Origin of the sequence: Salinirubellus salinus (genome assembly GCF_025231485.1) — an archaeon.
In the GTDB taxonomy this organism is placed as follows: Archaea; Halobacteriota; Halobacteria; order Halobacteriales; family Haloarculaceae; genus Salinirubellus; species Salinirubellus salinus.
Genome location: NZ_CP104003.1, coordinates 3,044,278 through 3,070,182 on the forward strand (window position 1 = coordinate 3,044,278; position 25,905 = coordinate 3,070,182).

A 25,905-nucleotide genomic window follows, 5' to 3' on the forward strand; every position below is an offset into this window, starting at 1 on the left:
CGCTTACCGGGGGGTGAGCGTGGCCGGCCGGGTCACTCGCCGCGGCCGTCAGCGAGCAGGGCGTCGAAGTCGACGGCGGCGTCGGCCTGCACCGCCCAGAGCGCGGCGTACTTCCCGCCCTCGGCCAGCAGGTCGTCGTGGCTCCCGCGCTCGGTCACCCGGCCGTCCTCCAGCACGAGGATGGTGTCGGCGTCCCGGACCGTCGAGAGCCGGTGGGCGACGACGAGCGTGGTCCGGCCCTCGCTCAGGCGGGCGAGCGCCCGCTGGATGGCCCGCTCGGTCTCCGTGTCGACCGCGCTCGTCGCCTCGTCCAGCACGAGGATACGCGGGTCCTGCAGCATCGCGCGGGCGATGGAGATGCGCTGGCGCTGGCCCCCGGAGAGCTTGACGCCCCGCTCGCCGATGCGGGTGTCGTAGCCGTCGGGCAGGTCCCGGGCGAAGCTATCGACCTCGGCGTCGCGGGCCGCCGCCAGCATCTCGTCCTCGGTGACGTCGAACGCACCGTAGACGAGGTTCTCGCGGACGGTGCCGTCGAACAGGTAGACGTCCTGCGAGACGTAGCCGACGGCCCGGCGCAGGTCGGCGAGCGAGGCGTCGCGCACGTCCACGCCGTCGACCCGGACCGCCCCCGTGTCGGTGTCGTAGAGCCGCAACACGAGTTTGGCGAGCGTCGACTTCCCGGCTCCCGTCGGGCCGACGAGGGCGACGGTCTCGCCCGGGGTCGCCTCGAACGAGACGCCCCGGACGACCGGCTCCTCGGGGCGGTAGCCGAACGTCACGTCCTCGAAGGCGAGGTGCCCCTCGACCGGGTCGAGCGCGACGGGGGCTGCGCGCTCGGCCACCGAGACGGGTCGGTGTGCCAGTCCGAACACCCGCTCGCCCGACGCGCGGGCGTTCTCGTAGGAGTTGACGATGCGTCCGATGCCCGCCAGCGGGTCGACGAACCGCTGGGTCAGGAACAGGAAGGTGACGAACTCGCCGACGAGCAGCGTCCCGGAGAAGAACGGCGGGGCGCCGACGAGCAGCCAGTAGCCGCCGACGGCGAACGTCGCGGCGAACGAGAGCCCCGCGAGCAGGTCCATCGTCGGGTTGTAGAAGTAATCGAGACGGACGACCGAGAGCGAGCGCTCGAGGTAGTCCTCGCTCGCCTCGGCGACCCGTGCCTCCTCGTAGGGCTCGGTGGCGGCCGCCTTGATGACCTCGATACCCGAGAGGTTGTTCTCCAGCCGCGTGTTGAGTTCGCCCACCGCCTCGCGCAGGGCGCGGTAGCGGGTCCGGATCTCGCGGGCGAACCAGACGGTGAACCCGGCGAGCAGCGGGACCGCGACGAGCGTCACCACGGCGAGCTGTGCGTTCAGCCAGAACAGCACGCCGGCGATGCCGAGGATGGTGACGACGAGCTGGATGGCCCCGCCCACGGTGGAGTCGAGGAACGACCGCAGATTGCGGACGTCGTTGTTGAGGATGCTCATCACCTGACCGGTCTGCTTGTCGTCGAAGAACGCCATGTCGAGGCGCTGCATCGCGGTGTAGGCCGAGACGCGGACCGCGTGCTGGACGCGGTTCGAGAACAGCGCCATCGACACCCCCTGCGTCCACGTGAAGACGACGGCCAGCACGAACGAGGCGAGGATGAGGCCGGCCGAGAGCTGGAACTGCCCGAGTTCGGTGGTCGGGAGCCACGCGGCGGGGACGAGCGGCAGTCGGTAGGTGGCGTTCCCGGTCAGCAGCGCGTCGATGGTGACACCGAGGACGAGCGGCGGGACGAGGCCGACGGTCCGGGAGACGAGCGAGGCGAGCGTGCCGACGACGAACAGCGGCAGGTGCGGACGGCCGTAGGTGGCGAACAGTTCGACCATCGGGTCGCGGTCGAGGTCGCCGAGTCCGTCCGTTGAGTGCGACTCGGACGCGCGCGTGGGTGGGTGCGACACTTACCAGAAGTAAGTGGGCGGCCGAGATAACGTGCGCGGCGGTGGGCCCTACTCCACGTACATCGACTCGATCTCGGCCTCCCAGTTGGCCTCGATGTCGCGGCGGCGCTTCTTCAGCGTCGGCGTGAGCTCGTCCTCCTCCACCGAGAACGCGCGGGGGACGAGACGGGTCTTCTTCACCCGCTCGTAGTCGGCGAGGTGGGTGTTTGCCTCGGCGACCTCCCCGTCGAGGAGTTCGACCACCGAGGGGTGTTCGACGAGCGACTCGGGCACCGCGTTCACGTTGTCCATCTCGTCGCGGACGACCGCGCGCTCGTCGTAGTCGATCCCCTCCGCGTCGGCGAACTTCAACAGGGCGCCGAAGTTCGGCTGGACGAGCGCGGTGACGTACTTGCGGCCCTCCGCGACGACCATCGCCTCCTCGACGTACTGCGAACTCCGGAGGTGGTCCTCGATGGGCGCGGGGTAGATGTTCTTCCCGGTGTCGAGCACCTGCAGGCGCTTCATCCGGTCGACGATCTTCAGGTGGTCGTCCTGCCACTCGCCCACGTCACCGGTGTGGTACCAGCCGTCCTCGTCGAGGGCGTCGGCGGTGGCGTCGGGGTTGTTCCAGTACCCCTTCATTATCTGGGGGCCGCGTCCGAGGACCTCGTTCTCCGGGCCGAGCTTCACCTCGGTGCCGGGCATCGGCTCGCCGACGGTGCCGGGGTGGAAGTTGTCGATGCGATTGAACGTCAGGCCCGCCGTGGTCTCCGTGGCGCCGTAGCCCTCCAGCAGGGGGACCCCCATCCCCCAGAAGAAGTAGAGGACCTCGGCGTCGATGCTGGCGGCGCCGGTGATGGCGTAGGCGATCTCGTCGACGCCGAGCCGCTCGCGGAACGTCGAGAGTACCAGCCGGTCCGCGAGGGCGTGCTTCGCCCGCAGGACCGAGCCGGGGTTCCCTCGTTCCAGTGCCTCGCCGTACTCGATGGCGACCCCCATGGCCCACTCGGCGATGCGTCGCTTCGCGCCCTCCTCCTCGCTCACGGCCTCGCGGATGCCGTCGTACATCCGCCGGTAGACCCGCGGGACCGAGGGGACCACGTTCGGTCGTATCTCACCGAAATCCTCGAGGAGGTTCTTCACGTCCATGTACGCCGAGCAGAACCCCTGGTTCATTCCGGAGTAGTGGGCCATCCGCTGGTAGATGTGGTTCAGCGGGAGGAACGCCGTCCCGATGGTCCCCGGTGGCTGCTCGGGCATCGCGACGATGGCCATCTCCATCTCGGCGAGGAAGTTGGTGTGGGTGAGTTCACACCCCTTCGGCATCCCGGTCGTCCCGGAGGTGTAGACCAGCGTGTGGACGTCCTCGTCGGCCGCGTCGAGGCCGGGTGCCGACTCCACGTCGAACTCGGCGCGTGGGAGGTCCTCGAGGTCGAGGACGTGGTCGACCACGTCGGTCACCTCCCCGGGGACCTCGGACTCCCGTATCAGTACCTTGGCGCCGGCGTCCTCGACGACGAACGCCATCTGCTCGGGGCTGAACGAGGGGTAGACCGGCACGAGGACGAGGCGGGCGAGCACCGTCGCCATGTCCACCACGGACCACTCGTAGCGCGTCTCGGCGCTGATGGCGACGCGGTCGCCGGGGTCGGCCAGTTCCAGCAGGCCGCCCGCCACCTCGGCCGCCTCCTCCAGTAACTCGGTGTACGAGCGGGTCGTCCACTCGCCGCCATCGTCGCGGAACTTCGCCGCCGGGAGGTCCGCGTACCGCTCGGTCCGGTCGAGGTACCACGCACAGAGCGGTCCCTCGGGGACGACGATGGGGTCACCGACCCGTACACCCTCCTCGCTCGCTCGGCCTTCCGTTACCTCCGTCCCCGCTGTCTCGACAGCCATGCTGTGTGTTGATAGGTACCGAGCGGCATATCCTTTTCTCCGGCACACACCGGACCGCAACGCGCTTGCCGGTGGCTCGCGGAGCGCCGGACGTGCTCGAGGACCGACTCTGGAAGGTGACCCGGACCCGGCCCGCGCGGGTCGTCTACGAGGCGCTCGCGGCCCGCGGCGTGAAGGCGGCGACGATGCTGCTGTACGTCTGCGAGGAGGTCCCCGCGGTGCGACCCCCCGAGGGGGTCACGTTCGCCCGGTACACGGGCGGGGCGTACCCGGCCGACGCCCGTGCGGAGGCCTACGCCGACCTCGACCCGGCCGACGAGGTGCTGTTCGCGCTCGTCGACGGCGAGTACGCCGGGCGCGTGTTCCTCTCGGCGCGCCCCGTCACCGAGACGGCCATCGACGAGACGGTGGACCGGGAGGGCGCCTACGTCTGGCGGCTCTTCACCGACCCGGCGTTCCGGGGCCGCGGCGTCGCGTCGGCGCTCGTCGGCCGTGGCGTGGCGCTCGCCCGCGAGGCGTTCGGCGTCGACCGGGCGTACGCGCTCGTCGCGCGGGACAACTACCCCTCGAAGCGCACGTTCGAGTCGAACGGGTTCGAGGCGCGCGAGAGGGTGGACTACTGGCGTGTCGGACGGGCCTCGCGGCGCCGGTGGCGCTCGCTCGACGACGAGTGACTCCGTTGGGAGCGGGTGGCGTACGTATCGCTCCGTAGATATATATCCGTTCAATATCTATTTATCTTAAACTAAATTTATGGTGTGCGGTTCCGGTGCCCCACACGGAGGCGCATGAGTCAGAAGAACCAGGTCTCGGGGAAGATGCGGACGTGGGTTCGGACGCGCGCGGCGGAACACGGCTGGGCCGTCGACCGCGAACCGTTCCTGACGCGACTCGACGTGGCCGACTGGGTGAGCATGGGCGCGCTGTTCTTCGGGTGGACCGCGGCGCTCCTCGTCCTCTCCGGGGACCCGAACTGGGGTATCGTGTCGATGCTGGTCGCGTTCGGCTTCGACAAGCTCGACGGGGCCGTCGCCCGCCACTACGGGCTGACGAGCGACCTCGGGTTGCAGATCGACTCGTACATCGACATCTTCGCGTACCTCGTCCCCGCGGCGCTCCTGCTGTACACCGACATCGTCGCCAACCCCTACCTGAGCACGGTGCTCGGCTTCCTCGTCCTGGCGTTCGGCGGGCTCCGGCTCGTCCGGCACTCCAGCGAGGGATTCGGCGAGGACGGCGGCACCGCCTACTACACGGGCATCACGGTGGTCCACGCGAACGTCGTCGTCGTGGGCAACTACTTCGCGGCCGCGCTGCTCCCGTTCTGGAGCCCCCTGCTGGTCGCGCTGACGGTCCTCCCGACGTGTCCGCTGATGGTGTCGAACTACCGTTCGTACAAGACCGACGGGGGGCACCTGCTCGTGGCGGTCCTCGGACTCGTGGCGACCGGGCTGGCGCTCGTCCTCGAGTTCGGCTCCCTCCCCCTCTGATGCGGTTCGACCCGCACGTCCACTCGCGGTGGTCCTACGACTCGTCGGCGTCGGTCCACGACCTGCTCGCGGCGGCGGCAGACGCGGGACTGGACGCCGTCGCCGTCACCGACCACGACGCCGTCGAGGGGTCGCTCCGCGCCGCCGCGCTCGCCCCCGAGTACGGCCTGCTGGGGGTGCCGGGCGTGGAGGTGTCGACGGCCGACGGCCACCTGCTCGCGCTGGGCGTCGAACACCGGCCCGAGCCGGGGCGACCGCTCGCCGAGACGGTCGCGACGGTCCGCGAGTGGGGCGGCCTCGCGGTGGTCCCCCACCCGTTCCAGCGGACGCGACACGGCGCCCGACCGCCCGCTATCTCCGACTGCGACGGCGTGGAGGTGTACAACGCCCTGCTGATGACGGGGGTCAGGAACCGTCGGGCGAGACGGTTCGCCGACCGCGAGGGGTACCCCCACCTCGCCGGGAGCGACGCACACGTCTCCCGGATGGTCGGCCGGGCCTACACCGAGGTGGGACTCGACCCCCGTGGCGACCCGAGCGAGGTCGACCCCGGGGAACTGCTCGACGCGATTCGACAGGGCCGGAGCGCCGCTCGCGGTTCCCGGACACCCGTCGCCCGCTACGTCCGGAAGTTCGCCACCAACGCGGGACTGAAGACGGGTGCCGGCCTCCGGTCGGCGCTCGGCCGGTGATGGACCGACCGACCGGCACCTCGCTGTTCACCTCCCGGGCGGCCCGTCGCGGCGCGCTCGTCCGGGTCGGCCTCCTCGTCCTCGTGGTGGCCGGTGCCGGCGCCCTGCTCGTGACGCTGGTCCCGGCGCTGACCGACCCCGAGCGGTTGCGCGCCGAGGTCCGGGCGTTCGGCCCGTACGCCCCGCTGGCGTTCGTCGCGCTCCAGACCGTGCAGGTGGTGATCGCGCCGATCCCGGGCCAGTTGCTGGGGGGTGTCGCCGGTTACCTGTTCGGCGGCCTCGCGGGGAGCGGCTACTCCCTGCTCGGGGTCGCACTGGGGAGTGCGCTCGCCATCGGCGCGACCCGCCGGTTCGGCCGGTCGTACGCCGAGCGCGTCCTCGACGAGGACGTCCTCGCCCGCTTCGACGCGGTCGTCGACGCCGTCGGCGAACCGGGGCTGTTCGTCATGTTCCTCCTCCCGGTCTTCCCCGACGACGCGCTCTGCTTCCTCGCCGGCCTGACCGAGATCCCCGTCTCGCGCCTGCTCGTGCTCGTCGTCGTCGGCCGGGCACCCACGTTCGTCCTCGCCGCCTACCTCGGCGGGAGCGTCGCGGAGTCGAACCTCCTGCTCGCGGGACTGCTGGCGGCCACGATGGCCGTCCTCGCCGTCGTGGGCTACCGACACCGCGAGGCGCTCGTGGCCGCCGTCGAGGGGTGACCCGAACAACTATCTGAACGGTTGCTCAATCGTAGGTATGGACGGGACCGCAGCGCGGCTGGCCGGACTGCACGACCTGGACACCGTGGCGCTCGACGCGCTGGACGAGATGGGGGGTGCGCGATGAGCGACCGGAAGCGCCTCGCGTTCGTCTGCGTGCAGAACGCTGGCCGCTCGCAGATGTCGGCCGCGTTCGCCCGCCGGGAGGTCGCAGCGCGCGGGCTTGACTGGGAGATTCTCACGGGGGGCACCCACCCGGCCGACGGGGTCCACCCCGAGGTCGTCGAGGTGATGGCCGAACTCGACGTCGACCTCTCCGAGGCGACGCCGCAGCGACTCACCGACGAGGAACTCTCGACGTGCGACGTGGTAGCGACGATGGGGTGTTCGACCCTCTCGCTCGACGCCGACACGGACGTCCGGGACTGGGCGCTCCCGGACCCCCACGGGGAGGACGTCGACCGGGTGCGCGAGATACGCGAGACGGTCCGGGAGCGGGTCGCCGACCTGTTCGACGAACTCAAGGCCGAGACGGCGACGGCGAGCGAGGACTGAGCACTCGGCCGCTCCCCCGACCGCTCGCTCCCGGCACACGCCAGCACACGGCTTTTATACTACGATAACCGAGAGTAACCGTGGCGAAGGACTCACTCAGTGACGTCGCCGGACTGCCGGACGAACTCGGCCTCGACGAGGCGTTCGCTCAGGAACAACAGCAGTTGACCGTCCGCGTCGAGTCGCGGCGGTACGGCAAACCCATGACCATCGTGGAGGGGTTCGACGACGACCTCACCAGCGCGAGCGACCTGAAGGAACTCGCCTCGGACCTCAAGAAGGCCGTCGGCGCGGGTGGCACCGTGACCGAGGGACATATCGAGATCCAGGGCGACCAGACCGAACGGGTGCGCGAGATCCTCGCGGACCGTGGCTACTCCGTGACCGGCTAGACCGTTTCTGACGGGGTTTCGGTGCGGTTGTCGTTGGCGCGTGGAGCCTCGGCTGCAGCGTCGATCCGAGCGACAGTTGGCAGACGAGGGCGTCGCGGAACGGAGCGGACGACGGAGACAGCCGAGACAGCGCGCAGACGCGCGAATCGCGGTACGTGGGAGACCGCACAGCGACCGCCCCGCAGAGCGGCCGGTCCGGCTGGAGGCCGGACACGGCAGGCCTGCCCTTCCCCGGACTCGAACCCGGCCGCCAGAGGCCGTCAGCTCTCGTCGGTCATCGCCACCGCACCGCCAACCGCCCCCACCGCCCGTAACCCCAAGTACCAGGACGGGACCACTCCGGCCCAGCGATGGCCGACCACCACCACCCGGAGCGACCGTGAGCAGCCGTGCCCTCGTCGCCTACGAGCGACCCGACGGCCGCTACGACACCCACGAGGCCCGCGGCGAACTGCTGGGGAGTCGCATCACCACCCGGACTCCCTTCGGCGGTCGGGACCGCCCCGTCGAGCCCGTGCCGACCGAGCGTGGCGTTGACCGGGCCGCACTCGCCGCGCGGGTCGCGTTCGGCCGCCACGAGGCGCTCGTCCTCGTCGCCCCCGACTACGACACGCGGACGTTCGTCGCGCTCCCGTTCGGGGTGCCGGACGCGGCGAGCGGTACGGGAGCCCTGGTCGAGAGCCACGGCCCGGGCGACGAGTCGTGGCTCCGCGGCTGGGTCGGGGGCTTCCGGGGAGCGCTGGCCGAGGCGTCGGCACGCGGGCTCGACGCTGGCGAGGCGAGCGACCTGCTCCGGGCGGAGGCGGCGGGGTTCGAGCGCGAGGGGCGGACCGTGCTCCGGCCGGGTGGGTCGTGAGCGTCCCGGCGGGCGACGCGGACGGTGAGGCTTTTGCCTCGCCGCCGGATAGCGTCGGGAGTGACAGACGCGGACGCCGATGCCGACGCCGCCCCCGAGCCGACCCCCGCCGCGGGCGTGGAGACGCTGGTCGACCCCACCGCCGAGGCGGCCCACGCGCTGCTCGAGCGTCGCCTCGACGGCGAGACGCTCGTCACCGTCTACGGCCGCTGTACCGTCGAGTACGACGGCCGCGCGGCGTCCTCGCTCGGCCCCGGCGACCGACTCCTCGTCCTCAAACCGGACGGGACGGCGCTCGTCCACACCACGGAGAACCAGAAGCCGGTGAACTGGCAGCCCCCCGGTTGCACCCACGAGGTGTCGCTGGTCGACGGGGGCCTCCGGGTGCGCTCGGAGCGCTCGACCCCCGCGGAGGAACTGCGCGTCGCGTTCGAGACGGTCGAGCAGGTCTCGGCGTTCGACGCCCGCGACGAGGAGGACCTCGCGCTCACGGGGACGGAGGAGGACCTCCGCCAGCGCATCCTCGACGACCCCGACCTCGTGGAGTCTGGGTTCCGGCCGCTGGCGACCGAGCGCGAGACGAGCGCCGGCGCCGTCGACGTCTACGGCGAGGACCGCGAGGGCCGGACGGTGGTGCTGGAGTTGAAACGACGGCGGGTCGGACCGGACGCGGTCGGGCAACTGGTGCGCTACGTCGAGGCGCTCCGTCGGGAGTTGCACACCGACGCGGAGATCAGGGGGGTGCTGGTCGCGCCGAGCGTGACCGACCGGGCGCGGGAGTTGCTGGGGGAGGAGGGGCTGGAGTTCGTCTCGTTGACGCCTCGGGCCTCGGACGACTGAACGCCCGTCTCTGCTGGTGGTTCGTATCGAGGCGGTTCGCCCGGCGAGCAGACGCGCGAGTCACGGCACGACTGAACCCGCACAGCACCGCCCAGCCCAGTCCTCACGCCTCCCCAGCCGATTGCGTTCCTCGGCTCGCTCCACTCGCCTGCGGTACTCATCCCTCGCACGGGCCGTTCGCTGGCCTCACGCCGTTCGGCACCGCTCACGGCGCGCGCCACGTCGACAATCCAGCCTCCCGAGACACCCCCGTTTCCGGTCGAACGCGCCCGACTACTCGCGCTCCTCGGCCCTGCGTTTCAACGCCGCGAGCGTGTTCAGCGCCTCCACCGGGGTGGTGTTCCCGATGTCCACCTCGCGGAGGCGTTCGAGGAGTTCGTCGGGTGCGTGGTGCCCGTTCGTCGCCGGTTCCACGTCACTGGCACTGTGACCGTTCGACGCTTCCTCCGGCCCGAGCAACGCCCGCGCTCGCTCGACCACCGAGTCGGGCACCCCGGCCATCCGCGCCACGTCGACGCCGTAGGAGGCGGTGGCAGGTCCCTCGCGCACGTCGTGGTCGAAGGTGACGCTTCCGCCCTCGCGGGTCGCCGAGAAGTGCCGGTTCCGTGCGCGCGGGAGCGAGTCGGCGACGGCCGTGAGGTCGTGGTGGTGCGTGGCGAACAGGGTGAACGCCTCGGTCTCGTCGTGGAGGTGCTCGGTCACCGCGCGGGCGATGGCGAACCCGTCGGCCGTGGAGGTGCCGCGGCCCACCTCGTCCAGCAGGACGAGTGAGTCCTCGCTGGCGTGCTGGAGGATGCCCGCGAGTTCGTCCATCTCGACCATGAACGTCGAGCGGCCGCCGGCGATGTCGTCGCTCGCGCCCACGCGGGTGAAGATACGGTCGAGGACGGGCAGGCGTGCGGACGCGGCGGGGACGAAACTCCCGATCTGCGCGAGGACGCAGACGAGGGCCACCTGCCGCATGTACGTCGACTTCCCGCTCATGTTCGGGCCGGTCAGGACCGTCACCGGCGCCTCGCGCGGGAGGTGCGCGTCGTTCGGGACGAACGACTGCTGGGTCCGCTCGACGACGGGGTGCCGGCCCCGCTCGACGTGGACGCTGTCGGTCTCTCCAACCTCGGGCCGGCAGTAGTCGTGCTCGGCCGCGACGGTCGCCAGCGAGACGAGCGTGTCGAGTTCCGCGACGGCGTCGGCGACCCGCTGGACGCGCTCGGTCTCGTCGCCGACGGCCGCCCGGACCTCCCGGAACAGTTCGTACTCGAGGTCGTCGGCCCGGCCCTCGGCCCGGACGATCTCGTCCTCGCGCTCCTTCAACTCGGGCGTGTAGTACCGCTCGCTGTTCTTCAGGGTCTGGCGGCGCTGGTAGTCCTCGGGCACGCGGTCGGTGTTGGCCTTCGTCACCTCGATGTAGTAGCCGTGGACCTGGTTGAAGCCGACCTTCAGCGAGTCGACGCCGGTGCGTTCGCGCTCCTCGGCCTCCAACGAGTCGATCCAGCGTTTCCCCTCGCGTTCGGTCTGCCGGAGTTCGTCCAGTCGCTCGTCGTACCCCTCGCGGACGACGCCGCCCTCGGTGAGCTCGATGGGTGGGTCCTCCGCGACGGCCTCGTCGATGGTCTCACGGACGTCTTCGAGGGGGTCCAGTCGCTCGTGCAGGTCACGGAGTCGGTCGCTCTCGGCACCGGCCAGCGCCTCGCGCAGGGCCGGGACGACGGCGAGGGTGTCGTGGAGCGAGCGCAGGTCGCGTGCGTTCCCGCGCCCCCGCGAGATGCGGGCGATGAGTCGCTCCACGTCGTAGACGTCGTGGAGGCGCTCGTGGAGGAACTCCCGCGTGGAGAGGTCGCCGACGAGTTCCTCGACGGCCCCCTGTCGCGCCCGGATCTCGTCGGTGTCGAGCAGCGGTCGGCGGAGCCAGTCGTGGAGCCTCCGGCGGCCGAGCGCGCAGGCCGTCTCGTCCAGCACGTCGACGAGCGCGGTGCCCGTCGCGCCGTGGACCGACCGGCGCTCGAACAGTTCGAGCGAGCGCAGGGCGACCGCGTCCAGCAGCATGTACTCGCGCGGGTCGTAGCGCGTGAGGTGCGTGAGGTAGTCGAGTCGGTCGCGTTCGCCCTCGTCGGTGGTCCCTCTGGCGTACTCGGCGTACGCGAGCAGGGCGCCGCAGGCCCGAATCTCGGCGGGCGAGGCGAGGAGCGTCTCCGGCCGGCCGAAGTAGTCGCTCACGCGCTCGTGTGCCCGGTCGAACCCGAACGCCCCGGCGTCGTACGGCGTGACCATGCAGTCGCCGCCGAATACCTCGCGCGCCTCGGGGACCGAGACGTCCGGGCCGACGACGGCCTCGGCGGGGTCGAACCGGCCCGCCTCGTCGCGCAGCGTGGCCGCGTCCGTGGTGCCGGTGGCGTAGAAGTCACCCGTCGAGACGTCCAGCATGGCGAGGCCGTAGCCCTCCTCGCCCTCGACCAGTGCGGCGACGAAGTTGTTCTCGTCGCCCCCGAGCAGTTCGGCCTCGGTGAGCGTGCCGGGCGTGACGACGCGTGTGACCGCCCGCTCGACCGGTCCCGTGGCCTCCTCGGGTTCCTCCACCTGGTCGGCGACGGCGACGCGGAAGCCCGCGTCGAGGAGGGTCTCGATGTACCCCTCGGCGTTGTCGACGGGGATGCCGGCCATCGGGTAGCGGCCGGTCGAGTCCTCGCGCTTGGTGAGGGTGATCTCGCAGACGCGGGCGGTGACCTCGGCGGCGTCGCAGAACGTCTCGTAGAAGTCGCCCACCTGGAAGAGGACGAGCGAGTCGTCGTAGCGGGCACAGAGGTCGCGGTACTGGGTGAGCATCGGGGTGAGTTCCCCCTGCATCGCCTCGGGCGCGCCCAGTGCCGCCTCCGTGTTCATGGACGTGTGGTGTCGTTCGGCTCCTAAATCTCGCTCGGTCTCTAGGGGTCGGTCTTATCGGGTGTGAGGTGGGTTTGTGTGGGCCGGTGTAGGTGCGGCCGTGTCGTGTCGTGTCGAGCGAGGTGACTAGCGCGGTACGAAGAGAATCGCCCAGCACAGCCCTCACGCCTCCCCAGCCGATCCCTTCACTCGCCTCACTTCGCTCGTCTCGTTCAGTCATCCCTCGCACGAGCCGTTCGCGGGCCTCACTCCGTTCGGCACCGCTCACGGCGCACGCCACGTTGAGAATCCAGTCTCTCGGGACACCCCCGTTTCCCGTCGAACGACCCCGCCCCGAACCTCATTACCCTCCCCGTCATCCCCCAACCGTGCACGTCTGTATCGTCGGTGGCGGCATCGTCGGCCTCGCCAGCGCTCACGCACTCGCCACGCACGGGGCCGCGGTGACGCTCGTGGAGCAGGGTCACCTCGGCAGCGGGTCGACCGACCGCGCCGTCGGTGGCATCCGCGCGCAGTTCTCCCGGCCGGAGAACGTCCGGCTCTCGCTGGCGAGCACGACCGTCTGGGAGACCTTCGAGGAGCGCTTCGGCGTCGACATCGGCTACCGGCGCGAGGGCTACCTGTTCCTCGCGCGTGGCGAGGAGACCGCCGCCGCCCTCCGCGAGTCCGCGGGGATGCAGGCCGACCTCGGGGTGCCCGTGGCGGTGCTCTCCCCGACCGAGGCGACCGAGCACTGCCCCGAACTCCGGGCCGACCGCTACGCGCTGGCGACCTACTCGCCGACCGACGGCTGGGCCGACCCCCACCTCGCGGTACAGGGGTACGCCAGCGGGTGCCGGGCGGCAGGCGTCGACCTGCGGACCAGGACGGCGGTGACGGACCTGCTGACCGACGGCGAGCGCGTGGTGGGCGTCGAGACGGCCGATGGCGAGGTCCGGGCCGACCACGTGGTGAACGCCGCAGGGGCGTGGGCCGCTCGCCTCGCCGCGATGGCCGACCTCGAGGTGCCGGTCTCGCCCCGCCGCCGGCAGGTCGCGGTCGTCGACCCCGAGACGCCCCTCCCCGAGTCGGTCCCGCTCGTCGTGGACCTCGAATCCGGGTCGTACTTCCGCCCCGAACGCGAGGGCCGGGCGCTCGTCGGCGGGCACTTCGCGACGGCGGACGACCCCGCTGACCCCGACCACTTCCGCGAGAAGGTGGACACCGACTGGGCGGTCACGGCCGTCGAGCGGGCGGGCGAGACGGCCCGTTACTTCGGGCCGGAGACGCGCCTCCGGAGCGGGTGGGCCGGACTCTACGCCGTGACGCCGGACCACAGCCCGATTCTGGAGAGGACTGTGCCGGGGTTCGTGCAGGCCGTCGGGTTCTCCGGCCACGGGTTCCAGCACGCCCCGGCGACCGGACAGGTGGTCGCCGACCTGTGTCTCGGCGGGGAGACCGACCTCGTCGACCTCGGGGCGTTCCGTGGCGACCGGTTCGACGGTTCGACGACGTCCGAGTCACACGTCGCCTGATCGGTGCACGACGGTCTCACGGCTTCACAACGCTTTTGTCCGCGCACGGTAGAGCGTGACACATGCCCACCGACCCACGCGACGGGCGTCACGTTCCCCGACGAGCGACGCGGCCACGGGTCGGCTTCTTCTTCCGCGACTGACCGGGGCGGACTGCGCGGCGACGCCGAGGGGCGTCCCGCGACGGGAAACCCCGGTCACGGATGCGGAACCGCTAACTGACAGACCACCACAGACACACCCAGTAGATGCCACGTAGACTCCCGGAGACACAGGTCGTCTTGCTCGAAGCGGCGAGCGCGACCGACGAGAAGACCGTCGACCGACTGGCCGAGGAGACCGGCGAGAAGGTGGAGACGCTCACCCGCGCCGCCTTCGAACTCGCCGACGAGGGCCTCCTCGCCGTCACCGAACGCACAGCACAGGACCTCTCGCTGACCGACGAGGCCCGCGAGTACCTCGAATCGGGGCTCCCCGAGCGCCGGCTCTACGACGCCGCACTCGACGCCGGCGCCGACGAGGAGTCCGTCTCGCTCGGACGAGTCATCGGCGCTTCGGGCCTCGAAGGCCCCGAGGTCGACATCGCGCTCTCGAACTTCGCCCGCAAGGGGTTCGGGAGCATCGACTCGGGCGAGATATCGGTCGCGCCGTCGGGGCCGGAGGTTGACCCGGAGGCCGACCCCGAGGCCGAGGCGCTCGCCGTCGTCGGCGACGACGGCGCCGACGCGGGCTACCTCGACGAGAACGTCCTGAACCGACTCGAATCGCGCGACCTGCTCGTCCGGAGCGAGACGACCGTCCGCTCCGTGACCCTCACGGACGAGGGGGTCAACGCCATGATGGAGGGGCTGGAGACCGCCGAGACGGTCGGACAGGTCACCTCCGAGATGCTCACCTCGGGCGAGTGGCGCGACGTCGAGTTCGCCGAGTACAACGTCGAGGCCGATTCGGAGGTCGAGTACGGCGGGCGGAAACACGTCCTCCGGCAGACTGCCGACCGCGTGAAGGACGTCCTCGTCGGGATGGGGTTCGACGAGATGCAGGGCCCGCACGCCGACGCGGAGTTCTGGATCAACGACTGCCTGTTCATGCCGCAGGACCACCCCGCACGGACCCACTGGGACCAGTTCGCGCTGGACCTGCCGCCGATGAAGGACCTCCCCGAGGACCTCGTCGCGCGCGTCGAGGACGCCCACCGGAACGGCGTCGGCGAGGACGGCGACGGCTACCACTCGCCGTGGACCGAGGAGGTGGCCCGCGGCGTGGACCTCCGGGGCCACACCACCTCGCTGTCGATGCGGTACCTCTCGGGCCACGAGGTCGGTGACCTCGAACCGCCCCAGCGGTACTTCTCCGTCGAGAAGGTCTACCGGAACGACACGCTCGACCCGACCCACCTGCTGGAGTTCTTCCAGATCGAGGGCTGGGTGATGGCCGATGACCTCTCGGTGCGTGACCTGATGGGGACGTTCACCGAGTTCTACGAGCAGTTCGGCATCACGGACATCGAGTTCAAGCCCCACTACAACCCGTACACGGAACCCTCGTTCGAGCTGTTCGGCACCCACCCGGAGACGGGCGAGATCGTCGAGATCGGCAACTCCGGCATCTTCCGCGAGGAGGTCCTGCGCCCGCTCGGCGTCGAGTGTGACGTGATGGCGTGGGGGCTCGCGCTGGAGCGCCTGCTCATGCTCATGTACGGCTTCGAGGACATCCGCGACGTCCACGGGACGCTGTGTGACCTCGACCTGCTGCGGACCACGGAGGCGGTCTACTGATGCCGGTCGTCGACGTCGACCCCGACGAGCTGCGGCGGCTCACGGGCCACGAGGAGAAGGACGACGAGGAGCTCAAGTCGGACCTGTTCGCGCTCGGGCTGGAGTTCGAGGGCGAGACGGAGGACGGCGAGTTCCAGCTGGAGTTCGCCCCCGACCGACTGGACCGCCTCAGCGTGGAGGGGGTCGCCCGGTCGCTGCGCTACCAGTACGGCGACGACCGCGGGGTCTACATCCCGACCACGAACAGCGCCGAGTGGGTCATCGAGGTGGACGAGTCGGTCCCCGAGGAGCGCCCGTACGTCACGGGCGCCATCGTCCGCGGGCTGGACATGACCGAGGAGAAACTGGAGTCGCTCATCCAGTTGCAGGAGAAGCTCCACGCGACGATGGGGCGCAAGCGGGCGAAGGGCGCCATCGGCGTCCACGACCTCGCGATGCTGAAGGGTCGCGCCGGCGCGGGCGAGGGTGACAAGCCCAAGTCCATCACCTACCGTGGCGTGGACCCGGACGGCGACCGGTTCGTCCCGCTCGACGCGGACACGGACATGACCCCGCGCGAGGTGCTGACCGACCACGACACGGGCGCGACGTACGCACCGCTCGTCGAGGACCTGGAGCGGTTCCCGGCCATCTACGACGACGTGGGGCTGTTCTCGTTCCCGCCGGTCATCAACGGCAAGCGGACCGAGGTGGACGAGGGGACCCGCGACGTGTTCGTCGAGATGACGGGCACCGACCAGTGGACCATCGACCGGATGCTCAACATCGTCTGCTACGCGCTCGACGCCCGCGCGGGGCGCGTCGAGCTGGTGGACGTGGAGTACCCGGACCGCACCCTCGAGCGGCCGGACCTCTCGACGGACACGAAGACCGTCGCGCACTCGCGCATCGAGTCGGTGCTCGGCATCCCGCTGGACTCGGAGGCGGTCGTGGACCTGCTGGAGCGCTCGGGCCTCGACGCGACCGTCGAGACGGACGAGGAGGCCGGGACGGTCACCTACGAGGCCGGTATCCCGCCCTACCGCGTGGACGTGCTCCACCCGCTCGACGTGGTGGACGACGTGGGTCGGGCCTACGGGTTCAACGACCTCGAGCCGCGCTACCCGGACGTCTCGACGGTCGGCGGGCGCCACGAGCGCTCCCGCGTCGAGGACGCGGCCCGCGACGCCCTCGTCGGCCTCGGGTTCGAGGACCTCCTGAACTTCCACATGATCAGCGAGGCGGAGAACTTCGACCGCCTCTCCGTGGCGCCCGGTGACGGCTACGGTGCCGAGGAGCCGGTGACCATCACCGAACCCTACAGCGAGGACTACACCATGTTGCGGACGTGGGCGCTCCCCTCGCTGCTGATGGTCCTGGAGAACAACACGCACCGGGCGTACCCGCAGGACCTCGCGGAGATCGGCCTCGCGGCCCACCGCGACGACGCGGAGAACACCGGCGTCGCCGAACACCGGACCGTCGCCGCGGTGCTCGCCCGGAGTGAGGCCTCCTACGAGGACGCCAAGTCGCGGCTGGTGGCACTCGCGCGGGCGTTCGGCACGGCGGTCGAGACGCCCGCCACCGAGCACCCGTCGTTCATCCCGGGCCGCGTGGCCGACGTGGTGGTGGACGGCGAGACGGTCGGTGTCATCGGCGAGGTGCACCCCGAGGTCGTCGTGGAACACGACGTGGAGGTGCCCGTCGCGGCGTTCGAACTTCGGCTCGACGCGCTGCGGTAGGACTCCGGCGGTTCTCGGTTCGGCGCCTCTTTCCGGTGTGGCAGTTCGAGTGCTTGGTTCAGCGAGCAGACGCGCGAATCGCGGTACATCTGAAACAACACGCAGAGCGGCCGGGCCACCGCGGGGGCGGCGGCCACGGCTGGCCCTGCCCTCCCCCGGACTCGGACAGCCACGGCTTCGCCGTGGCGTCCTCGCCGGCCGCGCTTCCCGCTTCACCAAGTGAACCACGTGGCCTGCGGGTCCCGCGAACGCCAGTGAGCGAGGACTCGCAACGGGGAAGGGCAGGGCACGCCGTGTGCGCCCGCGAGGGCGCACCGGCCGCTCTGCGGTGCGGTTGCTGTGCGGTTTACCATGTACCGCGCTAGTCTCCCCGTTCGTCGTCACAGAGCACACCGTCACGCTCGTCTACACAGGAACCGTAGCACACCCGCCCGTCGCCACAGAACCCGAACCACGTGCCCCCACACCACCCAGACACACCGCCCCACGCCGACGAAAGACAGAAGAACGCGCCGGACCCACCGTCTAGCGTGACCCGACCGTCCACGTCCCTCGAGACCACCACCCCGCTACGTGAGACGCGTCACTCGCACTCGCTCCCTGTAGGCCCCCTCTAGGGCCACACTTTGCTTCGACAGTTCCTTGAGACGGCGCATCGACCGACGAACAACGACCAGTATCCACGATGAGTACGCCACCCGAACAGACCGAACGAACCGCGGAGGAACCGACCCTCGAGGGCGAGTACGACCCCAGCGAGGTCGAGCCCAAGTGGCAGCAACGCTGGGTCGACGACGAGACGTACGTCTACGAGGAACCCGAGGGTGACCGTGAGGCGGTCGACCCGGACACCGTCTTCACCATCGACACGCCGCCGCCGACGGTGTCGGGCAGTCTCCACTGGGGGCACGTCTACGGCGCCACGCTGCAGGACTTCGTCGCCCGCTTCGAGCGGATGCGCGGGCAGGACGTCTTCTTCCCCTTCGGCTACGACGACAACGGCATCGCCAGCGAGCGCCTCACGGAGGACGAACTCGACATCCGGCACCAGGAGTTCGAGCGCCGGGAGTTCCAGGAGAAGTGCCGCGAGGTCTGTGCGACCTACGAGGCCGAGTTCACCGAGAAGATGCAGGCGCTCGGCGTCTCCATCGACTGGAACAACACCTACCAGACCATCGAGCCGCGGGTCCAGCGCATCTCCCAGCGCTCGTTCATCGACCTCTACGAGCAGGGCCGGGAGTACCGCCAGCGCGCGCCGACTATCTGGTGTCCGGAGTGCGCCACGGCCATCTCGCAGGTCGAGACGGAGGACGACGAGCGACCGAGCCACTTCCACGACATCGAGTTCTCGGTCGTGGAGACGGACGAGGCGTTCACCATCTCCACGACGCGACCGGAACTCCTGCCCGCGTGTGTCGCCGTCTTCGTCCACCCGGACGACGACGCGAACCAGCACCTCGTCGGCGAGGAGGCGAAGATCCCCCTGTTCGGTCAGGAGGTCCCCATCATCGAGGACGAGCGGGTCGACATGGAGACCGGCTCGGGCGTCGTGATGTGCTGTACGTTCGGCGACCAGACCGACATCGAGTGGTACCAGGCCCACGACCTCCCGCTCCGTATCGCCATCGACGAGACGGGGACGATGACCGAGGAGGCCGACGAGTACGCCGGGATGGGGAGCGACGAAGCACGCGAGGCTATCGTCGCCGACCTCGACGAGGCTGGTGCCCTGCTCGACCGGCGCGGCATCACGCACACCGTCAACGTCCACGAGCGGTGTGGCGTCCCCGTCGAGTTCCTCGTCACCGAGCAGTGGTACATCGAGCTACTGGACAAGAAGGAGGAGTACCTTGAGGCGGGCCGGTCGATGGACTGGTACCCCGAGAAGATGTTCACGCGGTACAAGAACTGGATCGAGGGGCTGCAGTGGGACTGGGCCATCTCGCGCCAGCGCTCCTCGGGCATCCCGTTCCCGGTCTGGTACTGCGCCGACTGCGACGAACCGGTCATGGCCGAGAACGAGAGCCTGCCGGTCGACCCGCTCAGCGACGACCCGCCGGTCGACTCGTGTCCGGAGTGTGGCCACGCCGAGTTCGTCCCGGAGGACGACGTCTTCGACACGTGGGCCACCTCGTCGCTCACCCCGCTCATCAACGCGGGCTGGCAGGGCGAGAGCGAGGGCATGACGCGGCCGGAGCTCTACCCGATGGACATGCGGCCGCAGGGCCACGACATCATCTCGTTCTGGCTGTTCCACACCGTCGTCAAGTGCTACGAGCACACCGGCGAGGTCCCGTTCGACCAGGTCATGGTCAACGGGATGGTGCTGGACGAGAACCGCGTCAAGATGTCGAAGTCGCTCGGGAACATCGTCGAACCCGACTCGGTCCTCGAGAAGTACCCGGTCGACGCGGCGCGCTACTGGGCCGCCGGCTCCAGCGTCGGCGACGACCTGCCGTACAAGGAGAAGGGTATCGTCGCGGGCGAGCGCCTGCTCCAGAAGCTCTGGAACGCCTCGCGGCTGGTCGACTCGCTGGCCGAGGACGCGCCCGAGGAGCGGCCCGCGGACCTCGCGGAACTGGACCGCTGGCTGCTGGCGTCGCTCGACGCCGAGATCGACTACGTCACCGAGAAGCTCGAGAACCGGGAGTTCTCGAAGGCCCGCGACTCGCTCCGATCGTTCTTCTGGCACACGTTCTGTGACGACTACCTCGAGGTCGCCAAGGGCCGGGTCCGCGAGGACGACGACGAGAGCGCGAAGTGGACGCTCCGGACCGCCCACCGGCGGTTCCTCAAACTGTTCGCGCCCGTGCTCGCGCACGCGACGGAGGAGCTATGGGCCGCGATGTACCGCGAGGAGTCGAGCATCCACCAGTCCGAGTGGCCCGAGCCGCTCGGCATCGAGGCGGACCTCGACGCGGGCGAGCGGGCTCTCTCGGTCGTCGGCGCGCTCCGGAAGTACAAGTCCGAGCGCAACCTCGCGCTGAACGAACCGCTCTCGCGGGTCCGCGCCTACGGCGAGGGCCTCGGCGAGTTCGCGACCGACATCGCGGGTGCGATGCACGTCGAGTCGTTCGAACTGCTGGACGAGCGGCCGGAGGTCGAGACGGTCGTCGCGGGCATCGACCTCGACTACTCGAAGGTCGGGCCGGCGTTCGGGGCGGACGTCCCGGACATCGAGTCGGCCATCGAGGCCGACGAGTACGACATCGAGGGCGAGACGCTCCACGCGGCGGGTCACGACCTCGACGCGGAGATGTTCGACGTCGAGGAGGAACGCCGGTACGACGGCGAGGGCGACCTGCTGGAACTCGACGACGCCATCGTCATCGTCGGGTAGGCCGGGCGCCCCCCTGGTAACCGTTCGCATATAAACTGCCCGGCCAATACCGCCACGACCGATGGGTCATTAAGTAACGACCATTATGTTCACGGCATGCAGTTTCGGTTCCGACCGATGACCGCGGCTGACGCCCGTGCCGTCGAGCGCTGGCGCTACCCCGCGCCGTACGACGTCTACGACCGACGCTCGGCCCGGTCGCTCGATCCGGCGGCAGAACCGGGACGGTACTTCGCCGCCGAGAACAAGGAACACCTCGCGGGGTTCTTCGAGTTCGAGCGCCAGACAGAGGAGGGCACCCTCCGGTTCGACCTCTCGCTGCGCCCGGACCTGACCGGCGAGGGCCACGGCGAGTCGTTCGTCAGCGCCGGCCTCCGCTTCGCCGAGGACCGCTGGGACGCCGACTCCTACGAGGTGGAGGTGGACTCGTTCAACGACCGTGCGCTGACCGTCTACGAGCGGCTGGGGTTCTCGCCCGTCGAGGGGCAGGCGGTCTCCGACGGTGGTCGCTCGGCCGAGTACGTCCTGATGCGCTCCGACGGCACGCCGGAGTGACCGCGGTCCCTACCCGTCCTCGCGCTCCCTGAGCGACGTCCGTCGCACCTTCCCGGTCGAGGTCTTGGGCAGGTCGTCGACGAACCGTATCTCGCGGGGGTACTCGTACTCGGCCAGTCGCTCGCGGACGAGCGTGCGGAGCTCCTCGCGGAGGTCGTCGTCGGTGGGGTCGCCATCGGCCCGCTCTACGAAGGCCACGATGCGCTCGCCCCGGGTCTCGTCCGGGAGCCCCACGACGCCGGCCTGTTCGACCGCGGGGTGTTCGAGCAACGCCTTCTCCACCTCCAGCGGCCCCACGCGGTAGCCAGAGGTGAGGATGACGTCGTCGGCCCGGGAGACGAAGTGGACGTAGCCGTCGTCGTCGCGGGTGGCGAGGTCGTCCGTGAGGAACCACTCGCCCGCGGGGAGGGCCGTGCCGGCCACGTCCTCGGCCGAGAGGGTGATGGTCTTCGCGCGCGTGGCCTCGGGCTTGCCGAGGTAGCGGTCGAAGAAGACGCGGCGGTCACCGGGATACAGGGCTACCTCGCCGGTCTCGCCCGTGGGGAGCGGCGTCCGTGTCTCCCGGTCGAGGATAGCGAGGTCGTAGCCCGGCAGGGGCCGACCCATGCTCCCCGGCTCGGGGTCGAACCAGTCCGAGCGGTTGCCGACGGCGAGGTTGAGCTCGGTCTGGCCGTAGAACTCGTTGCAGGCGACGCCGGGGAGGTCCGTCTCGACCCACTCGAGGACCTCCGGGGTGAGCGGTTCGCCCGCGGTGGCCAGCACGGAGAGCGAGAGGTCGAAGCGCTCCGCTGGGGCCTCGACCGTCATCAGCATCCGGAGCGCCGTCGGCGGCATGAACGCGTGGGTCACGTCGTGGTCGGCGAGCAGGGAGAACGCCCACTCGGGGTCGAACCCCTCGCGTGGGGCGGCGACGACGGGGTGACCGTGGTGCCACGCGCCGAACAGGGTGCCGCCGAGCGCGGCCCCCCACGCCCAGTCGGCGGGCGTCCAGACGACGGTGTCCGCGCCGTCGTAGCCCTCGAAGAAGTTGTGGGCCGCGGCCGCCCGGCCCAGCCAGAGGGCGTGGCTGTGGACGACTCCCTTCGGGGGGCCCGTCGACCCGGAGGTGTACATCACCGCCGTCTCCGTCTCGGGGGTGGCGTCGTGCGGGTCGAAGCCGGCCGGGCCGTCAGCGAGGAGGGTGTCGAAGTCGTGGGCGTCGGTGGCCGTCGAGCCCGCACCCACGTAGACGACGTCCGCGAGGTCCGGACAGTCGTCGCGGATGGACGCTACCGTCTCTCGCACGCGCGCGTCCGCGACGAGGGCGACGGCCTCGGCGTCGGCCAGTCGGTACCGCAGGGCGTCGGTGCCGAAGAGGACGGTGAGAGGGACGGTGGCGGCGCCCACCTTCCAGCACGCGAGGTGGGTGACGGGGTTGGCGGGGCGCTGGGGGACGCAGACGCCGACGCGGTCGCCGGGCGAGACGCCGAGGGACTCGAGGGCGCCGGCGAGTCGGTTCGACCGCTCGTCGAGGTCGCCGAACGTGTGGGTCTCGACCCCGTCCTCACGGACGTGGTGGACCGCGGGGGCGTCGGGGTCGTGCTTCCGCAGGAGGTCCTCGGCGGGGTGGTGGTCGGCTGGGAGGTCCCACGCGAACGACTCGCGGGCCGTCTCGTAGTCCCCGTACTCGGGCATCACGCGGTAGCCGTGGTCTGCGTCGTCTGCGCCCGGTGTCATTGCCGGGCGTTCGTGACCGGGGGTGTTCGGCGTTGCGGTGGTCGACCGTGCGGCTCAGTCGAGGTCCGCGCCCACCGCGTCCTCGACACTCTCGAAGCCGTCGCGGTCGAGGCGTTCCAGCAGTCCCTCGTTGATGTCGCGGGCGATGCTCGGGCCCTCGTAGACGAAGGCGGTGTAGAGCTGGACGACGCTGGCGCCCGCGCGAATCTTGGCGTAGGCCCCCTCGGCGTCGGCCACGCCGCCGACGCCGACGACGGGGACGTCGGTTCGCTCGGCGACGAACCGGACCATCGCGGTGGCCGCGTCCTCGATGGGGGCCCCGGAGAGGCCGCCCGTCTCGACGCGGTTCTCGTTGCGGAGGCTCTCGGGGCGCTGGGTGGTGGTGTTCGTGGCGATGATGCCGTCCAGCCCCAGGTCGTCGACGACGGCGATGGCCTCCTCGACGGCTGGCTCGGGGAGGTCGGGCGAGAGCTTCACGAGCAGCGGGTCGGCCCCGGCGTCACGGAGGGTCCCGAGGATGGACTCGAGGCGCTCGCGTTGCTGGAGTTCGCGGAGGCCGGGCGTGTTCGGCGAGGAGACGTTGACGACGAAGTAGTCGCCACCCTCGGCGACGCGCTCGTAGGTGTACAGGTAGTCTGCCTCGGCGTCCTCGAGGGGGGTGGTCTTCGACTTCCCGATGTTGACGCCGACGGGGACCGGGACGTCCGTCGCGGCGAGGCGTTCGCCGGCGACGTCCGCACCCTCGTTGTTGAAGCCCATGCGGTTGACGAGAGCGCGGTCCTCGGGGAGGCGGAAGAGGCGCGGGCGGGGGTTGCCGGGCTGGGCCTCGGCGGTGACGCCGCCCACCTCGACGTGGCCGAAGCCGAACGCCGCGAGGGCGTTCGGGACGCGAGCGTCCTTGTCGAAGCCGGCGGCGATCCCGAGGGGGTTGTCGAACGACTGGCCGAACGCCTCGGTCTCGAGTCGGGGGTCGTCGACCGTGTAGCGGTCGGCGAGTCGGTCGGTGAGCCCGGTCCGCTGAGCGAGTTCGAGCGCGGAGAGCGCGGTCTCGTGGACGGTCTCGGCCGGGAGCGAGAAGAGCAGCGGCTTGGCGGCCTCGTACAGCATTGGTGGAGAACGGCGGCGCCCCGAATTAAACGACTCGGCTCAGAACTCGTGTTCGACCTCGTCCGGGTCCGCCTTCTGGATGATAATCTTGTTGTCGCGCACGCGCACGAACACCTCGTCGCCGATCTCGAGGCCGGCGACGGCGAGTTCGTCCTCGTGGAGGTTGACGTGAACGTTGTGGTACTCGCCGTTCTCGTCCTTCGCCCCACTCGGACTGAGCTTCTTCTTGCGGACCATCGCGGTATGTCCGGGCTTGGCCCCAGTAGATACATAAGTGTACCGTGACCGTCCCCCGTCGATAGTTGTCGAGAACAGACGGGTACGTCGCCGTCGGGCGGAATCCGGGTCCGAGCGCCGCGTCGCGTGCGGCCGGGCTGGTGCACCCGCGTGGGCACGCGGGCGCACGTGAGTGTGCACGAACGATACAGAACTGATCGGTGGCGTGCGTGTGGTGCCGTACGGGGCCCCTCCGGGCGTGTCGTGCGCGAGTGGGCGCCGGGTATATGAACGAGGGGCCGTCGTCCCCCGGTTTGGGGGTACGTTTATATATGGTCGTGTGTACGGGTCACATGGTGGTGTGAGAACCATGGCACGTGACGACGACAACAAGCGGAACTTCGCACTGCGCGACGCGACTGGCCAGGAGAGCAGCGTCTTCTCTGGGCGTACCCCACGGCAGGCAGCTCTGAAGGCAGCACGCCGACTGGACCCAGGCAAGACCGAACAGCAGGCGCAGCATCACGAACTCAGGCTCCGAGAGAAAGGGACGAAGAAGGTCCACATCTACGACGGGTGGGCCTGGAAAGAGTCGGCGCCGGACGACAAACCCGGCTGGATGCCCGGCGAGATCACGGAGGCGAACGTCTCGAAGAAGGGCATCGAGCACCTCGAGGAGATCTGACCCGGTCCAGCACATCCAACTTCTTCGGCGAGCCCGGCCGCGGAGCGGTGCGGCCCACGAACGCGGCCCAGGCCCACCGAAGCGAGGGCGTTATGACTCGCGCACGCGAAGCGTCGCCCGCACGTTCTCGTGCCACGCGGCACTCACCCGGCGGGACCCGACGCGGACACGGGGGACCCACACCCCGTGCCCTCACGGGCCGCGAGGGATGACCGTCCGGTCTCCAGCCGCGTGACAGTCCACCTCCCGAGCGGCGGCTACGCGCCGGTACGCCAGACTCCCCTGTGGAACGTTCTCACGACTCCTACGGTACGATTTCGCGTGACGGAGCGGCTCTATAACGACGGGGTTAAGTGTGAATCCCCCATCGGATGGAATGCGAAGGACGCGGGGCGCGGTGCCCCGCCGAGTCTCGTCGTGCCGCCGCGGCGCGACGGGATGCCGAACCGTGCCCCTTAAGTGATTGAGGGCGTTCGGATTGGTTACGCACAACGGGTCGCCTTCGGGCGAAAACCGGGTCGAGACCGAACCGTTCCCCTTAAGTGTCTAAGGGCGCTCGGTCTGGGTACGCGCGACGGATCGCCTTCGGGCGAGAACCGAGCGAGACTCAGACCGTGCCCCTTAAGTGGTTGAGGGCGCTCGGATTGGTTACGCACAACGGGTCGCCTTCGGGCGAAAACCGGGTCGAAACCGAACCGAGCCCCTTAAGTGTATCAGGGCGTTCGGTTGGGTTACGCAGAAACGGTCGGCATCGCACACCGGTGCCCGGCCGAGGATCGAACCAACTCCGGTGGGTTTATGATGACCTGCGGCGTTGGTTCAGGTCCGAAGCAATCGGGCGCCCCTCGCCATGAAGGGCGTCCAGGTCCGGACCAAGTTCGGTGGGTTTATACGAACTCGCCGGCTTGGTTCAGGTCCGAAGAAGATGAGGATTCCACCCCTGCGGTCCGCCGTCAAGATGGAATCTGATGTTAGCCTTGGTAGTTCGGTGACACTCGGTCGGTCCGACTGTCGCCGAACCCGATAGCAGACATGTGCTCGATTGGCGTCGAGCACACCCG

Annotated in this window: 20 protein-coding genes; 14 read left to right on the forward strand and 6 right to left on the reverse strand. The window is 70.0% G+C overall.

What is annotated here, in order from left to right; translation table 11 throughout:
• Positions 1-32 precede the first annotated feature (32 nt).
• On the reverse strand, positions 33-1,859 hold the full coding sequence (locus tag N0B31_RS15985) for an ABC transporter ATP-binding protein (protein ID WP_368389249.1): 1,827 nt from the start codon (positions 1,857-1,859) through the stop codon (positions 33-35).
• Positions 1,860-1,979: 120 nt separating this feature from the next.
• Positions 1,980-3,809 carry an AMP-dependent synthetase/ligase gene (locus N0B31_RS15990; RefSeq protein ID WP_260592625.1) on the reverse strand — a complete coding sequence of 610 codons (1,830 nt, stop codon included), beginning with the start codon at positions 3,807-3,809 and terminating at the stop codon, positions 1,980-1,982.
• A gap of 92 nt (positions 3,810-3,901) precedes the next feature.
• Between N0B31_RS15990 and N0B31_RS15995 the strand changes: the two genes are divergently transcribed.
• The 8 genes from N0B31_RS15995 to nucS all read left to right on the forward strand — a co-directional run bounded on the left by N0B31_RS15995 (position 3,902) and on the right by nucS (position 9,332).
• A complete protein-coding gene (locus tag N0B31_RS15995; RefSeq protein WP_260592626.1) occupies positions 3,902-4,483 on the forward strand; it encodes a GNAT family N-acetyltransferase in 582 nt (193 codons plus the stop codon).
• 114 nt (positions 4,484-4,597) lie between these two features.
• Positions 4,598-5,299, forward strand: coding sequence for a CDP-alcohol phosphatidyltransferase family protein (locus N0B31_RS16000; RefSeq protein ID WP_260592627.1), 702 nt, complete (start codon positions 4,598-4,600; stop codon positions 5,297-5,299).
• The gene (locus N0B31_RS16005) at positions 5,299-5,991 is read left to right on the forward strand and encodes a CehA/McbA family metallohydrolase (RefSeq protein ID WP_260592628.1); all 693 of its coding nucleotides are present in this window, start codon (positions 5,299-5,301) and stop codon (positions 5,989-5,991) included. Before N0B31_RS16000 ends, N0B31_RS16005 begins: the two co-directional genes overlap by 1 nt.
• Positions 5,991-6,689, forward strand: coding sequence for a TVP38/TMEM64 family protein (locus N0B31_RS16010; RefSeq protein WP_260592629.1), 699 nt, complete (start codon positions 5,991-5,993; stop codon positions 6,687-6,689). The genes N0B31_RS16005 and N0B31_RS16010 overlap by 1 nt, the downstream gene beginning before the upstream one ends.
• A gap of 123 nt (positions 6,690-6,812) precedes the next feature.
• Positions 6,813-7,244, forward strand: a complete 432-nt coding sequence (locus tag N0B31_RS16015; protein ID WP_260592630.1) for an arsenate-mycothiol transferase ArsC — start codon at positions 6,813-6,815, stop codon at positions 7,242-7,244.
• Positions 7,245-7,324: 80 nt separating this feature from the next.
• On the forward strand, positions 7,325-7,636 hold the full coding sequence (gene yciH, locus N0B31_RS16020; RefSeq protein ID WP_260592631.1) for a stress response translation initiation inhibitor YciH: 312 nt from the start codon (positions 7,325-7,327) through the stop codon (positions 7,634-7,636).
• A gap of 379 nt (positions 7,637-8,015) precedes the next feature.
• Entirely contained in the window at positions 8,016-8,492 is a 477-nt protein-coding gene (locus tag N0B31_RS16025) for a DUF6735 family protein (protein ID WP_260592632.1), read from the forward strand.
• 117 nt (positions 8,493-8,609) lie between these two features.
• Entirely contained in the window at positions 8,610-9,332 is a 723-nt protein-coding gene (gene nucS / locus N0B31_RS16030; protein ID WP_380628478.1) for an endonuclease NucS, read from the forward strand.
• A gap of 273 nt (positions 9,333-9,605) precedes the next feature.
• Here the strand turns inward: nucS and mutS are convergent, their stop codons facing one another.
• On the reverse strand, positions 9,606-12,212 hold the full coding sequence (gene mutS, locus N0B31_RS16035; protein WP_260592633.1) for a DNA mismatch repair protein MutS: 2,607 nt from the start codon (positions 12,210-12,212) through the stop codon (positions 9,606-9,608).
• 368 nt (positions 12,213-12,580) lie between these two features.
• Here mutS and N0B31_RS16040 point away from each other — a divergent pair, with 368 nt between their 5' ends.
• From N0B31_RS16040 to N0B31_RS16060, 5 genes are all read left to right on the forward strand, one after another.
• On the forward strand, positions 12,581-13,726 hold the full coding sequence (locus N0B31_RS16040) for an NAD(P)/FAD-dependent oxidoreductase (protein ID WP_260592634.1): 1,146 nt from the start codon (positions 12,581-12,583) through the stop codon (positions 13,724-13,726).
• 248 nt (positions 13,727-13,974) lie between these two features.
• Entirely contained in the window at positions 13,975-15,504 is a 1,530-nt protein-coding gene (gene pheS / locus N0B31_RS16045; RefSeq protein WP_260592635.1) for a phenylalanine--tRNA ligase subunit alpha, read from the forward strand.
• The gene (gene pheT, locus N0B31_RS16050; protein ID WP_260592636.1) at positions 15,504-17,225 is read left to right on the forward strand and encodes a phenylalanine--tRNA ligase subunit beta; all 1,722 of its coding nucleotides are present in this window, start codon (positions 15,504-15,506) and stop codon (positions 17,223-17,225) included. Before pheS ends, pheT begins: the two co-directional genes overlap by 1 nt.
• A gap of 685 nt (positions 17,226-17,910) precedes the next feature.
• On the forward strand, positions 17,911-20,565 hold the full coding sequence (locus N0B31_RS16055; protein ID WP_260592637.1) for a valine--tRNA ligase: 2,655 nt from the start codon (positions 17,911-17,913) through the stop codon (positions 20,563-20,565).
• A 117-nt stretch (positions 20,566-20,682) separates the two neighbouring features.
• Entirely contained in the window at positions 20,683-21,120 is a 438-nt protein-coding gene (locus N0B31_RS16060; protein WP_260592638.1) for a GNAT family N-acetyltransferase, read from the forward strand.
• A gap of 9 nt (positions 21,121-21,129) precedes the next feature.
• Here N0B31_RS16060 and N0B31_RS16065 read toward each other — a convergent pair whose 3' ends face one another.
• The 3 genes from N0B31_RS16065 to N0B31_RS16075 are packed head-to-tail and all read right to left on the reverse strand — an operon-like array spanning position 21,130 to position 24,180.
• Positions 21,130-22,836: an acetate--CoA ligase gene (locus N0B31_RS16065; protein WP_260592639.1), complete on the reverse strand. Its 1,707-nt coding sequence runs from the start codon at positions 22,834-22,836 to the stop codon at positions 21,130-21,132.
• 54 nt (positions 22,837-22,890) lie between these two features.
• Positions 22,891-23,943, reverse strand: coding sequence for a quinone-dependent dihydroorotate dehydrogenase (locus N0B31_RS16070; protein WP_260592640.1), 1,053 nt, complete (start codon positions 23,941-23,943; stop codon positions 22,891-22,893).
• Between the two features lie 39 nt (positions 23,944-23,982).
• Positions 23,983-24,180, reverse strand: coding sequence for an AbrB/MazE/SpoVT family DNA-binding domain-containing protein (locus N0B31_RS16075; protein WP_260592641.1), 198 nt, complete (start codon positions 24,178-24,180; stop codon positions 23,983-23,985).
• 349 nt (positions 24,181-24,529) lie between these two features.
• Between N0B31_RS16075 and N0B31_RS16080 the strand changes: the two genes are divergently transcribed.
• The gene (locus N0B31_RS16080; protein ID WP_260592642.1) at positions 24,530-24,844 is read left to right on the forward strand and encodes a non-histone chromosomal MC1 family protein; all 315 of its coding nucleotides are present in this window, start codon (positions 24,530-24,532) and stop codon (positions 24,842-24,844) included.
• Positions 24,845-25,905: the final 1,061 nt, after the last annotated feature.

What these genes read in the sequence shown, in the direction of transcription:
- N0B31_RS15985 (WP_368389249.1), bottom strand. Translation starts at nt 1,859, where the DNA reads ATGGTCGAACTGTTCGCCACCTACGGCCGTCCGCACCTGCCGCTGTTC.
- N0B31_RS15990 (WP_260592625.1), bottom strand. Translation starts at nt 3,809, where the DNA reads ATGGCTGTCGAGACAGCGGGGACGGAGGTAACGGAAGGCCGAGCGAGC.
- N0B31_RS16000 (WP_260592627.1), top strand. Translation starts at nt 4,598, where the DNA reads ATGAGTCAGAAGAACCAGGTCTCGGGGAAGATGCGGACGTGGGTTCGG.
- N0B31_RS16005 (WP_260592628.1), top strand. Translation starts at nt 5,299, where the DNA reads ATGCGGTTCGACCCGCACGTCCACTCGCGGTGGTCCTACGACTCGTCG.
- N0B31_RS16010 (WP_260592629.1), top strand. Translation starts at nt 5,991, where the DNA reads ATGGACCGACCGACCGGCACCTCGCTGTTCACCTCCCGGGCGGCCCGT.
- N0B31_RS16015 (WP_260592630.1), top strand. Translation starts at nt 6,813, where the DNA reads ATGAGCGACCGGAAGCGCCTCGCGTTCGTCTGCGTGCAGAACGCTGGC.
- mutS (WP_260592633.1), bottom strand. Translation starts at nt 12,212, where the DNA reads ATGAACACGGAGGCGGCACTGGGCGCGCCCGAGGCGATGCAGGGGGAA.
- pheS (WP_260592635.1), top strand. Translation starts at nt 13,975, where the DNA reads ATGCCACGTAGACTCCCGGAGACACAGGTCGTCTTGCTCGAAGCGGCG.
- pheT (WP_260592636.1), top strand. Translation starts at nt 15,504, where the DNA reads ATGCCGGTCGTCGACGTCGACCCCGACGAGCTGCGGCGGCTCACGGGC.
- N0B31_RS16055 (WP_260592637.1), top strand. Translation starts at nt 17,911, where the DNA reads ATGAGTACGCCACCCGAACAGACCGAACGAACCGCGGAGGAACCGACC.
- N0B31_RS16060 (WP_260592638.1), top strand. Translation starts at nt 20,683, where the DNA reads ATGACCGCGGCTGACGCCCGTGCCGTCGAGCGCTGGCGCTACCCCGCG.
- N0B31_RS16065 (WP_260592639.1), bottom strand. Translation starts at nt 22,836, where the DNA reads ATGACACCGGGCGCAGACGACGCAGACCACGGCTACCGCGTGATGCCC.
- N0B31_RS16070 (WP_260592640.1), bottom strand. Translation starts at nt 23,943, where the DNA reads ATGCTGTACGAGGCCGCCAAGCCGCTGCTCTTCTCGCTCCCGGCCGAG.
- N0B31_RS16075 (WP_260592641.1), bottom strand. Translation starts at nt 24,180, where the DNA reads ATGGTCCGCAAGAAGAAGCTCAGTCCGAGTGGGGCGAAGGACGAGAAC.
- N0B31_RS16080 (WP_260592642.1), top strand. Translation starts at nt 24,530, where the DNA reads ATGGCACGTGACGACGACAACAAGCGGAACTTCGCACTGCGCGACGCG.